Origin of the sequence: Alteromonas genovensis, from assembly GCF_010500895.1 — a bacterium.
GTDB lineage: Bacteria > Pseudomonadota > Gammaproteobacteria > Enterobacterales > Alteromonadaceae > Alteromonas > Alteromonas genovensis.
Window position 1 is genome coordinate 155519 of record NZ_JAAAWO010000006.1, and the last position, 12892, is coordinate 168410.

A 12892-nucleotide genomic window follows, 5' to 3' on the forward strand; every position below is an offset into this window, starting at 1 on the left:
TGTATCATTTATAGAGTGTAATGTTGTACGTTAATAACAATGCATTGCTACCAACGGCCTATGATTATACGCATTTCATCCGGTTTTGGGGTATTTGCTCTATCACTCTTTTTTATTTGTTATAAATCGAAAGCGAGATCAACGATATGAGCCCAAGGGAATAAGGGCCTTACAGCGGGATGAAGTCGACGAGAGGGGCTGGTACTGCAACACCGTAGCCCTGAGCGAAATCGATTCCCATGTTGCCTAATTGGGTCATTGTGGCTTCATTTTCCACGAACTCTGCCACTGTCTGCATGCCCATGGCCTTCGCCACATCCTTTATCGATGCAACCATCGCAGTGTCTACGCTGTCGTTAAGCATATCCTTTATGAACATACCGTCTATTTTTACCTGATCCACAGGAAGGCTTTTAAGATAGTTATAGGATGAAAAGCCGCTGCCAAAGTCATCAAGAGAAAATGTGCAGCCTAAGTTTTTGAATGTCTGCATAAAGGCCAACGTGTCGTCCATTTTAATAATGGCCACAGACTCAATAACCTCAAAGCAAATCTTGTTATACGCAATACCGAAGGTTTCAAACGCATTTAGAATGAACAGCGTAAAATCTCTATCGGCCAGGGAGTGGCAGTTTAAGTTGATACTACAGCGTTTAAGATTGCTCAAATGCTCAGGGTTTTCTGATAGCCACTTAAATGTATTCGTTACTACCCACTTGTCTACGTTCACGTTCATTTCAAAACGCTCTGCAGTAGGCAGAAAGTTTGCAGGCTCTACAATGTTACCGTCGCTTTCTCGCAAACGAAGCAGCACCTCATAATAATACCCTTCATTTGCCTGGCTAAGTGGTCGCAGCGGTTGGTAATATAGTTCAAATCGGTTTTCTTCTAACGCGTTGTTAATGGTCGATACCCAATCTAACTCGCGCTGATAACGCTGAGTACTCTCTTCATTGCTGTTGTATCGATGAATTTGATTACGGCCTTGGTCTTTGGCGAAATAACACGCCGCATCTGCCATGCTTAAGTATTGCCCAGCACTTGTAGTATTTTCATCGCATACCACCATGCCAATGCTCACGCCTAAATTGAAAATGCGGTTGTTCCACATAAAGCGATAGTCTTGCACTGCATTAAGTATTTTTTCTGCGTTCTCAAAAACACGTTTCTCATCATAATCTGAGTAGATGATACCAAACTCATCGCCGCCTAAACGGGCAAGAAGAGCGTTTTTTAAAAGCGTGTTTTCTATCAGTCTGGCTATATCTTTTATGAGTACGTCACCCGCCTTATGACCGCAGGTATCGTTAACCACCTTGAATCTATCCAAATCTAAATACAGTAGACACACAGGTGGTCTAGATACTGATGCCACCTTACTCTTAAACTCGGATTCAAACTGGCGACGATTATACGTCCCTGTAAGAGAGTCATGAGTAGCTAAATAGCGTAAATTAAGATCCGATTGTTTTTTCTCGGTGATGTCGATAATTGAGCCGAAAATATAGGGACCATCACCATTTTCTTGCAAACGGCAAGACAACGAAATCCAAAACTCTTCACCATTTTTTCTTTTTGCTCTTATTTCTTTGCCAGTTAAGTGACCGGTTTGAGACAGCTCGCCTAAGAGAAGCTGCCTGTCATCAGCGTTAGCATAGAAAACCGATGTTTTTGCGCCGGTTTCCAGCATGTCGTCTTCATCGGTATACCCAAAAAGCTTATACATAGCCGGGTTTACAGACACTAAATTACCGTCCCAAGTTGAGGTGTAATGTCCTTCTGCTGAGTTTCTAAATAAATGATAGAAATGGTTTAAGTTGGTAATGATCTCTTCTTTTTTTACCAACTGCTTTTTGTTGTAAAACCGTTCTTTTGTTGCCGCGGCCATGCCTAAACACAACAGCCCAAAGGCGGTAAAAAACAGCATAACCAAATAGACACTGAAGGTATAAACCATTAAGTGATAGAGGCCTTGAATCGATATTGCAAACAAGACAAAAAACGAGAGCCATCCAATTGAGAACAAGCGACTTGTTTGTCGATTTTCTTTAAACGTTAGCGCCAAAGCAACTTGGCTTACACCCATTATCGCAATAGTGCTAAGCAGAACTACAATTGCCACAGTGGGCTCGATGAAAAAGCAATATAAACACACAAAAGGAATCGCAAAATTAAGTCCTTTGAGGAAAGCGGGCACTCGAGGAAATAGGTGATGGGTTACCTTGGCAAAGCACAGCAACAGCAAGGTTGATGCAATTATGAATGCCGCTTCAGTAGTGTTGGTCAAGCTTGGCCACACACCCAGTCCGCTTTGAAAAATGAAAAAAAGCGTCAGCATGGCCAATGATGACATCGTAAGCCAAAACCGAATGGCAATACGTTGGTTGAAGTAGGAAAGAAGGAAGTAGGTGATAATAAGTGCGAACACGCCAAGCACTGCACCTAAGGCAACCAGCATATTAGTATCGTATTGCTCCAGTGCATCCCTTTCCCACAGCGTAACAGGTATGTTGCTTAACCCTGCGTCTTTAATGCCAATGAGCAAGCGCACATTTTGATAGGGCTGTAGTGTAAAAGACAATCGAATGCTGGGCACGGGTTGTGGCAGAGAAAGGTCGCCTTTTCCTGCTTGATAGCGATACGTTTTGATAATGCGTTCATTGTTGTTGAGCAGATAAAGCTGCAGGTCGTCAATGTTCAATCGGTCTACATTAACCACAAGGGAGACAGGGCTAAAGCCGCTGTGTTGTATATCGGTAGACAGCCACTGCCTAGAGTTTGTGGATGTGATCTGTTGGCCTGAAAACGCACTCGCGCCTTCTAATACATCAAAGTACGTCGCCGAGTCAGGAGCGTAAGTTATGCTGCTATGATGATTAACAAGAATATGTTTAAAAGACTCATCAATACGTATGTTATTTGTCGTGCTATTTGTCGCATTATTAGCCTCGTCATTTTTAGCGATAGCAGAAAATGAAACAAGCAACAGTCCGGTCAATGCGAGAACATACAAAAGCGCAGAGTGGTTCTGGCTCTGTTTTAACGTGGACATTCTTATTCGGTCTGACTTTGCAATCCCATTGATTCTGCGAAAGCCAGCAGACGCAAGCGATAGCAGTAATGCCATAGCAAGCCACACTAGCGCAAAAGAGCGAGTAAGCATTGACGGTGAAAACAACAGTGACATGGCGTTCATTGCTTAATAGTAATTCATAGGTGGCAACAAAGAAATGTAAGTTTAGAGTGATGCTTACGAAAAAGCGCCTCCCTGTTCCTTTAGATAATCGCTAATGATTTGAGGGCGTTGCTCGCTACCAATAGGCTCAAGCCATATCGCTTCGCATAGCCATTCTATGCATAATAAGCACTGAAAAGGCGGGTGGCCTTTTAAAGAAGTTAATACCACCTGAAACCTATCAGCACCCCAATCAGCTTGTGACGCTTGAAAATGAAATAGTGACACAAACTGAGTCAACCACTGCTCGGTTTTTAGCGGCGTTGTAGGAAGGGGAAGGGTTATCTGAACGCTTGACTCGGTGTTGTGAAGTTCGGCGATGACACTTGATGCAAGTAACTGCTGCATAATTTGAAACCCTTGTTATTTTAACCTGTTATCTATGTAAGGTGTACGTATACGGTGCTGTTGAATAAACGGCTGGTGCAATGCAAAAGCTCATTTACGGTGAGCTAATTCGCAGCTGTTTAATTCCCAGCTTCTTGATTCCCAGCTGCTTAATTCATAGCGATAATATATCCACATAGTAAATGAAAAGCAGACTTTATCCGCAATTACATGCAGCATGAATCTCTGGCGCTTCTAAACACGCTTTATGTAAAATCGCCTCAAGAGTCCCATCTGTAGGTTTAGGCATTGCATGGTTAAGCACCGTAAGCGCATGAACGACACTTGCAAGCTCAAGCACTTGCAAGGATAAGTATTTGCAACGGCTTAAATCGATAAGTAAAGGTCTAATTAGAAGTAAACCTGCCGCCGATTATCCATGTATACATTACAGCACAACAACAATAGTTTTTATATGCGTTATGACAACGCAAATTAAGGAAGGGGTATGTTAACACTACATCATTTAAATAACTCTCGCTCTCAGCGTATTCTGTGGTTGCTAGAGGAGCTCGGTGTTGAATACAAAATCGCGTTTTATGAACGAGACAGTCAAACGAATTTGGCGCCCGATTCACTGCGAGCAGTCCACCCCCTAGGACGTTCACCGGTGCTTACTACGCCACATGGTGCCATCGCTGAATCTGGCGCTATCGTCGAATATTTAGTGCGTAATCATGCTGAATCTGGCTTTACTGTGCCTGAAGAGGGCAAAGCGTTGCAAGACTATCTATTTTGGCTTCACTTTGCCGAAGGGTCTTTGATGCCGCCGCTTGTGGCTAATCTTGTTTTAGAAAAAGCGCGTCAGAAAGGCTCTAAACCGTTTTTCATAAAGCCCATCACAGACAAGTTAGTCGATGGAATCATTAATGCGTATTACGGCCCTAACTTGGCGCAGAGCCTTCGCTATGTAGAATCGTACCTTGCTAGTAACACATGGTTTGCAGGTGAAGAACCAACGGGAGCTGATATACAAATGATATTCCCGTTAGAGTCTCTCGTTGCGAGTGGTCGAGCTGATGATTTCACAGCAATTCGCGGGTACGTTAAGCGTGTACATGAAAGACCAGCCTATCAGCGCGCTCTAGAAAAAGGCGGCGAATACGCCTACGCTTAGTTTAATCGTTGCGAGAAATGTAGTCGTCGATAAGTTTGATAAAGGCATCGCCGTAGCGCTCTAATTTGGTTTGCCCAACACCGCTTACTTCAAGCAAGGTATTGCGAGTGACGGGCAGCTTACACGCCATATCCACCAAGGTCGCGTCACTGAATACCACATACGGCGGCACTTCGTTTTCTTCGGCCAGCACTTTGCGTAAATGCTTAAGTCGCGTAAATAAGGTGCGGTCGTAATTGGCAGGCGCTTGTTTGGCTTTTTTGTCAGGCTTAAATTCAAGTCGCGGTACTGCAAGCTGTACCGGTACTTCGCCTTTTAGTACAGGGCGCGAGGCCTCTGTAAGTCGCAGTGACGCATGTGCAGTAATATCAACGCGTATCAGCCCTTTATGAACCAGCTGATTCAAAATGTTATGCCAATAGCTGTCTGATTTGTCCTTTCCTATTCCATAAGTGGAAAGTTGATGATGCCCCGCCTCTTGCAGCCTGCGAAGCTGTTTGCCTCGTAAAACATCAATAACGTATTGACTTGATGCCTGCTGAGATAAGCGCAAAATGCATGATAAGGCTTTTTGTGCGATAACAAGGCCATCCACCATTTTGGGGGGATCTAAACAAATATCACAATTCCCGCAGGCACTATCGCTAAACTGAGAAAAGTAGTTAAGCAAAACTTGTCGTCGGCATGTTTGCGCTTCTGAAAAGGCTTCCATAGCAGCAAACTTTTGAAGCTCTATGTGATTTCTATCACCGCTTTCGCCTTGTTCAATCCACTGCCTCACTCTGGCGGCATCTTTTTCGTCGAACAATAAAAGCGCTTCCGATTCCAGCCCGTCTCGTCCAGCGCGCCCGGTTTCCTGATAATAGCTCTCAACACTGCGAGGCACATCGTGATGCACCACGTAACGAACGTTAGACTTGTTAATGCCCATGCCAAAGGCCACTGTTGCTACCACAATATCAATCTTGTCATTGAGGAACTGACGCTGCACCAATTCTCGTTCATCGCTATCCATGCCTGCATGATAGGCAGCGCAGCGAAAGCCAAGCCTGAAGAGTTTGTCGCGTAAATCGTCAACTTTGGCTCGGCTATTACAATAAATAATACCGCTGCCTTCTTGCTGCTTTACGTAGCTAACGACTTGATCGAAGGCTTTGTATTTCGACATAACGCGGTAGCGAATATTGGGTCTGTCGAAACTGCCTTTATACACTAGCGGCTCATGTAAAGTGAGCTGATTTAAAATGTCGGCTTGAGTGGCGGTGTCTGCAGTAGCGGTTAAGCCAATAACGGGAATATGTGAAAAACGAGATTTTATTTTACCTAAAGCGCGATAATCTTGACGAAAGTCATGGCCCCAATGGGATACGCAGTGGGCTTCATCAATCGCAAATAAGGCAATTTCCGCTCTGTTGAGTAATTGCTGAAATGCATACTGCATTAGGCGCTCAGGAGACACGTAGAGTAAATCTAGCTTTCCTGCAATGAGCGCATCGTTGATGTTGGCCTGAGCTTCAGCGTCGAGTGTGGAGTTGAGATAATCAGCCTTCACACCAAGGGCTTTAAGCTGCTCTACCTGATCTTGCATTAGGGATATCAGTGGCGACACCACAATGGCGGTACCGTCGCGAACTAATGCGGGTATTTGATAACACAACGACTTTCCACCGCCGGTAGGTAGCAGCACAAGTGCGTCACCACCGTTACACACATGGTGAATGACTTCCCCTTGGCCATCGCGAAATTCACCGTAACCGAAAACGTTTTTGAGTACGTTTTCTGGCGATTCGATGTTGTCAGAGTGGGGCGATAATTCTGTGGTGGCTAATGCAGTTGTCATAGCTGAGGATTTTACGCTTTTTTTGCTCTGTCTTCACGGGGCATTTGCAAAAACTAGACTAAAATTCAGCGCAAGGCCCTCACATTAAATAGAGCGACAAAGCATAACCGCCTAAGAAAGGGTGAATAAACAAAAACGTAAAAGCGCGTGTATAAATTAGTCCGTCATATTTTCATACGCAGCAACATGATAATCTAAGGGCTGTAGAATTGATAAAAGCATGTGTCAACAGGAGGTATAGTGTGGCTGACCAATTACCAGATTTAATCGAAGAGATTGTTACCGAAGGTATGGCGGATGACCCTGCGTCGCTATTAGCTGCGCTAAGTGGTCAAGACAATGTATATATTGCTACGCTGCTAGAATCGTTGCCTGTAGAGCCACGGCTAGTAGTGTGGGAGGGAATTCCGCGAGATCAAAAGCTGAACGTGTTGGTTGAGATGCGTAGCGACCCCCGTGAAATTCTTATCGATAATACGCCGCACAATGAATGGGCGTCCATTTTTGCCGACATTTATGCCGATGACTTACTTGAACTTCTCGACTCTTTACCTAAGCGACTTGTTGATTTGGCCTACGAGTCACTCGACTCCAAAGAACGAAAATACTTCAGAGAAGCCTCACTTTTCCCCGATAATCAGATAGGTCACTGGATAAACCATGAGCAACTGGTGCTGCCTTCAAACGCCAAAGTTAGAGAGGCATTGCGCTTATTGAAAAAAGACATCCCTCAGCACTGCGACAGTATTTATCTCGTTAATCGAACGGGGCAGTTTGCGGCGCTCGTTAAAATTAACAACTTGTTTTCTGCCACTGAGGACAAAGCGTTACTGTCTCTTGCAGAAGAAAATATTACGACATTTAAAGGCGACGACGATGCCATGAATGCATCACTAATAGTGCAGCGTTCGGGGCTGGCATCACTGCCCGTGGTGGATGAAAACAATACCCTGCTTGGCAGATTAGACATTACCGCAGCAAGCGAACTGGTGAATGAGTTTTATGAGCGTCAAGTCATGGCCTCAGCAGGTATGGATGAAGACGAAGATTTGTTCTCGCCTGTGGCGAAAAGTGCCAGAAATAGGGCACTTTGGCTGGGTATAAACTTACTGACCGCATTTATGGCGTCGTGGTTTATTGGCCTGTTTGAAGGCACGCTTCAGCAGGTAGTTGCACTGGCAGTACTGATGCCAGTAGTAGCAAGCATGGGTGGTATTGCGGGTAGTCAAACGTTAACGCTTATTGTGCGAGGTTTGGCATTAGGGCAAGTTACGCCCGCCAATATTAAAGCATTAATGATCAAAGAGCTAAAAGTAGGCGGCGTTAATGGCGTTATATGGGCCTTAGTTATTGGTATTGTTGCCTATTTTTGGTTTACCGATGTGATGCTGGGCGTGGTTATTTGCTTAGCCATTTTATTCAATATCGTGGCGGCGGCTATTGCCGGTGTATTTGTGCCGATTATTTTGGATAAATTAAAAATAGATCCTGCGCTGTCGGGGTCGGTTATTTTAACCACGGTAACCGACATTGTAGGCTTTGTTGCCTTCTTAGGGCTGGGTACATTATTTTTGCTCTAAAGCACTAATGCTCTAAAGCACTAATGCTCTAATGCACTGAGCCATATTCACCGACGGGGTTAACGATGTTTAACCCAAATATGTGGCACTTTGGGCCGCAAGCACAACAGAGCGCTTGTTTAAAATAGCGTTGTATTAAACAATAGCGCGCTCATAGCCTATTTCGTTTTGGAGTTATCATTGTCTAAGCCAGCTTCTGCCGCCCAAGTGGGCGTTATCTGTGCGATAGCCGCTTACAGTATGTGGGGCGTAGCACCTGTTTATTTTAAACAGTTAATGGTACTTCCCGCTGCCGAAATATTAATGCATCGCGTCATTTGGTCGGTGGTGCTGCTTGTAGGGTTTATCGCTGCGCTAAAGCAATGGCCTAAAGTGATCTCCGCATTAAAAGATAAGCGGGTAATGGTCATTCTCTTTTTCGCTGGCCTATTGCTAGGGGCCAATTGGTTACTGTTTATTTGGGCCATAAACAATGACCACCTGCTCGACGCTAGCTTAGGCTATTACATTAATCCGCTTATTAATGTGTTTTTAGGACGGGTATTCTTGGGCGAACGGCTTCGCAATCTGCAGAGAACGGCGGTTATTTTAGCGGTAGTAGGCGTCGGTATTTTAGTGCTTTCCTATGGTGAAATACCATGGATTGCGCTGGTATTGGCATCAAGCTTCAGTGTGTATGGCTTGCTGCGTAAGCAGGTGGCCGTAGACTCCCTGCCAGGCTTATTTATCGAAACACTCATGTTATCGCCGCTGGCTATAGGGTATTGGGTGCTTTATGGCTCTCAATACAGCAACTTATTTAACAATAGCATCGACTTAAATCTGCTTATCTTCGCCGCCGGTATAGTAACTACAGCGCCGCTATTGTGCTTCACCGCTGCAGCGAGGCGCATCATGTATTCCACCTTAGGGTTTTTCCAATACATTGGTCCAACACTGATGTTTATTTTAGCGGTTTATCTCTACGGCGAACCGTTAGAAGAGGCTAGGCTAACCACTTTTGCATTTGTATGGTTGGCACTCGCTGTATTCAGTGCAGACTCGATATTCAACTTTCGCAGACAGCGAATACAAGCGCGGGCTGCTGCGCTTCAGGCAGCAGAAATTCGGGCAGCTGAACTTGAGTCAACACCTGACAAGTAGGGTATACACGTAGTATGAGAAAGGTAGAGCTCAGGGGCGTAGATACGTAGGTGTAAACTGTGCTGAAAAAACGGCGGCTACTGATGGGTGGCGTGTAGCGCCTCGCTAGACATCACTTTGTTGCGGCCACTGTTTTTGGCTGCATAAAGCTGCTTATCGGCATCGCTGATTAGCCTGTCGATACGCTGGGTAACTGCGCCGCTCATGCCAATGCTGCATGTGACGTGGGTAGTCCCTTTGGGAAGCTCGATAGATTCATTTTCCACTACCTTTCTAAAGTCATCTAAGCGTTCGCAGGCTTGCTCAAAAGGTGTGTTAGGCAGGTAAATACAAAACTCTTCGCCGCCAAACCGCGAAATGATTTCGTCGGGAAAATAAAACTCAATGAGTGCGGCCACGACTTTTAATACCGCATCTCCAGCGTCATGCCCATGAGTATCGTTAATTGACTTGAAAAAATCTAAATCAATGAGCGCCAGTGCATGGTTGTCGGACAACTGCTGATACTGCATGGTAACGGTATAAAAGAAATGTCTTCTATTTGGCAGGCCGGTTAAATAATCGGTATTTGCAGCGCGCCTTATTGCTTCAACGCTTTCAATGTATTCCACGTTTTGCATTACACGGCACAAAAACTCTTCATGACAATAGGGGATGCGCAAAAAGTCGTTGGCTCCGCTTTTAATAAAGTGGGCAGACATCAGCATGCCATGACCTCCGGCAATACCCATAACCGCCAATTGCTCTTTTGAGAACGCTTTACGAAGACTGGCAACAAATACGGTACCGGACATATCAGGAAGCGTATTATCGGTAATAACGAGTCGAATGTGCTTGTGTGTCGATAGTGTCGTCATGGCCTCACTGGCGGTCAGGCATTCATATACCACAAAGTTATGACGCTCAAGTAACGATAAGGTTCGCGTTCGCTGCACTCTGTTGGTACTTACTACTACTACGCCGGTAGATTTATTCTTTTCAAGTCGGGATATTAAGCGAATGAGGTAATCGTAATTTTGTGCGTTTTCTTTGGGGATATAGTCGACCACATTTCTTTCGAGTACTTTGTCGCGAGTAAAGGTGTCTAAACTCTCTGTTGTGGCAATAGTGGGGATATAGGCATCAATGGCAAAGTCGATAGCTTCGCCTTTCGGTGCGTCTGGTAATGTGTAAGCCACAATGGCACATAAAAAGGTTTCTGGCGTGTTTTGCGCAAAGCGGGCTCTTCCCTCGGTCAGCGAGGTGGCGCCCACAGGTGTGAGCCCTGCGCGCCTCACGAGCCTGGAAATAATCTCAAGGTTGTTGTCGCCATTTTCAATGACCAGCACATGTTGCTGCATATAGTCCAACTTGGATATAGGCTACCTTGCCGAATAATTACTACGCTTTGTCCAATTTTGCGTAGGCGAGAACTAACCATTTACTGCCAAACTCATCGAAGTTTACCTGCACGCGAGCGTGCTCGCCACTACCTTCATAATTTAGCACAATACCTTCACCAAACTTGCGGTGCACTACTCGTTCGCCAAGCTTAAAACCGGTTTCTTCAAACGACGCATGAGACGTCATCTGATTAAATCGATTGTGTACAGGACGCGAAATAGTGGACTTTAAGCGCACTTCTTCAATACAGTCCTCTGGCATTTCGCGAATAAAGCGCGACGCGGTGTGGTATTTGTCTTGACCATATAATCTACGATTCTCTGCATAAGTGATATACAACTTTTGCATAGCCCGCGTCATTCCAACATAGCAGAGACGACGTTCTTCTTCCATTCGTCCAGGCTCATCATTGGTCATTTGGCTGGGGAACATGCCTTCTTCAACACCTGCCAAAAATACCAAAGGAAACTCTAAGCCTTTCGCTGTGTGGATAGTCATCATTTGCACTGCATCTTGATCTTTATCGGCTTGGGTGTCGCCTGCCTCAAGCGACGCGTGAGCTAAAAAGGCCGCCAGTGGCGTCATTTCTTCTGCTTCATCGGGCACAATAAAGGTTTTGCACGCAGTAACCAGTTCTTCCAAGTTTTCTAAACGGGCTTGCGCTTTCTCACCGCGCTCAGACTGGTACATGGCGTACAGCCCAGACTGGCGAATAGCTTTGTCTGCCTGTTGTTCTAAAGGATCGTCAACGGTAGATTGCTCGAGCTCGGTAATAAGTAACACGAAGCTTTGAATAGCATTTAGAGCCCGTCCCTTTAATGAGGCTTCGTTAATCAGCAGTTGGCTTGCTTGCCACATAGAACAGTTGTGGGTTCTGGCAGCGTCGCGAACTTGAGACAAGGTCTTCTCACCAATGCCACGACTTGGTGTATTCACCACACGCTCAAAGGCAGCGTCGTCGTGAGGGTGACTTACCATGCGCATATAGCCTAGCGCATCTCTTATTTCTTGGCGTTCGAAGAAGCGCAGGCCGCCATATATACGGTAGGCCAGCCCTTCGTGAAGCAATGCTTCTTCCAGCACACGAGATTGGGCGTTGTTTCGATATAAAATGGCGGTATCGCTAAGTGCATTACCTTGGTTAAGCCAGTCTTTGATTTTCGACACAATAAAACGAGCTTCATCCAGCTCGTTGAAGCCCGCATACACCGAAATGGGCTCACCTTGACTATCTTCAGTCCAAAGCTCTTTACCTAAACGACCTGTGTTGTTATCGATAACGGTATTGGCCGCTTTCAGTATGTTGCCCGTAGAGCGATAGTTTTGCTCTAGGCGAATGGTTGCTGGTGATTCAAAGTCTTTTAGAAAGTGCTGAATGTTGTCTACATTCGCGCCACGCCAACCGTATATAGATTGGTCGTCGTCGCCCACAATCATAATATTGTTATTATCGCCGCTGCTCAGCATGCGTAACCAAGCGTATTGAATGTTGTTGGTATCTTGAAATTCGTCAACTAACACCGCGCGAAAACGACGCTGGTAGTGGGCTAATACTTCAGGGTTTTTGGCCCACAGTTCATGAGCGCGCAGCAGTAATTCAGCAAAGTCTACAAGGCCTGAGCGATCGCAGGCATCTTGATAAGCGGTATACACTTCGCGCATGGTTTTTTGAATAGGGTCGTCGAAGGTTTCAATGTGCTGAGGGCGAAGTCCTTCGTCTTTGTTACCGTTGATATACCATTGAATTTGGCGAGGTGGATAGTGCTTTTCGTCTAAATTCATGGCCTTTAAAATTCGACGAATTAGGCGATACTGATCGTCAGAGTCAATGATTTGAAAATTCTCTGGCAGTCGTGCTTCACCGTGGTGAGCGCGCAACAGGCGGTGGGCTAACCCGTGGAACGTGCCAATCCACATGTTGTGCAGGCTCTTTCCCATGAGCGACTCTATACGACCGCGCATCTCTTTAGCGGCTTTATTTGTGAACGTAACGGCTAAAATCGAGAAAGGCGCGATGTTTTCGACTTCCATCAACCACGCTATGCGGTGAACGAGTACGCGGGTTTTGCCACTACCAGCGCCTGCTAATACCAGCGCGTTTGAGAGCGGTGCTGCTACAGCCTCACGTTGTTTGTCGTTAAGCTCGTCTAGCAGTCTGGATACATCCATAGTGTGGCACCTGTTATCTTATTTTATTCACAAATGAA

At 45.5% G+C, this 12892-nt stretch carries 8 protein-coding genes; 3 read left to right on the plus strand and 5 right to left on the minus strand.

Annotated elements, in window-relative coordinates:
• Positions 1 to 169: 169 nt before the first annotated feature.
• A complete protein-coding gene (locus GTQ48_RS10150; RefSeq protein ID WP_239060071.1) occupies positions 170 to 3187 on the minus strand; it encodes an EAL domain-containing protein in 3018 nt (1005 codons plus the stop codon).
• A 63-nt stretch (positions 3188 to 3250) separates the two neighbouring features.
• Positions 3251 to 3583 carry a hypothetical protein gene (locus tag GTQ48_RS10155; protein WP_163106586.1) on the minus strand — a complete coding sequence of 111 codons (333 nt, stop codon included), beginning with the start codon at positions 3581 to 3583 and terminating at the stop codon, positions 3251 to 3253.
• 487 nt (positions 3584 to 4070) lie between these two features.
• Here GTQ48_RS10155 and GTQ48_RS10160 point away from each other — a divergent pair, with 487 nt between their 5' ends.
• Entirely contained in the window at positions 4071 to 4739 is a 669-nt protein-coding gene (locus tag GTQ48_RS10160; RefSeq protein WP_163106587.1) for a glutathione S-transferase, read from the plus strand.
• A 1-nt stretch (position 4740) separates the two neighbouring features.
• Here the strand turns inward: GTQ48_RS10160 and recQ are convergent, their stop codons facing one another.
• Positions 4741 to 6579: a DNA helicase RecQ gene (recQ, locus tag GTQ48_RS10165; RefSeq protein WP_163106588.1), complete on the minus strand. Its 1839-nt coding sequence runs from the start codon at positions 6577 to 6579 to the stop codon at positions 4741 to 4743.
• Between the two features lie 242 nt (positions 6580 to 6821).
• Here recQ and GTQ48_RS10170 point away from each other — a divergent pair, with 242 nt between their 5' ends.
• Positions 6822 to 8159: a magnesium transporter gene (locus GTQ48_RS10170; RefSeq protein ID WP_163106589.1), complete on the plus strand. Its 1338-nt coding sequence runs from the start codon at positions 6822 to 6824 to the stop codon at positions 8157 to 8159.
• Between the two features lie 180 nt (positions 8160 to 8339).
• Complete coding sequence (gene rarD, locus GTQ48_RS10175) at positions 8340 to 9302, plus strand: EamA family transporter RarD (protein WP_163106590.1); 963 nt, start codon at positions 8340 to 8342, stop codon at positions 9300 to 9302.
• A gap of 77 nt (positions 9303 to 9379) precedes the next feature.
• On the opposite strand, the gene GTQ48_RS10180 is transcribed toward rarD, so the two are convergent.
• On the minus strand, positions 9380 to 10642 hold the full coding sequence (locus GTQ48_RS10180) for a GGDEF domain-containing response regulator (protein ID WP_163106591.1): 1263 nt from the start codon (positions 10640 to 10642) through the stop codon (positions 9380 to 9382).
• Positions 10643 to 10682: 40 nt separating this feature from the next.
• The gene (uvrD, locus tag GTQ48_RS10185) at positions 10683 to 12854 is read right to left on the minus strand and encodes a DNA helicase II (RefSeq protein WP_163106592.1); all 2172 of its coding nucleotides are present in this window, start codon (positions 12852 to 12854) and stop codon (positions 10683 to 10685) included.
• Positions 12855 to 12892 lie beyond the last annotated feature (38 nt).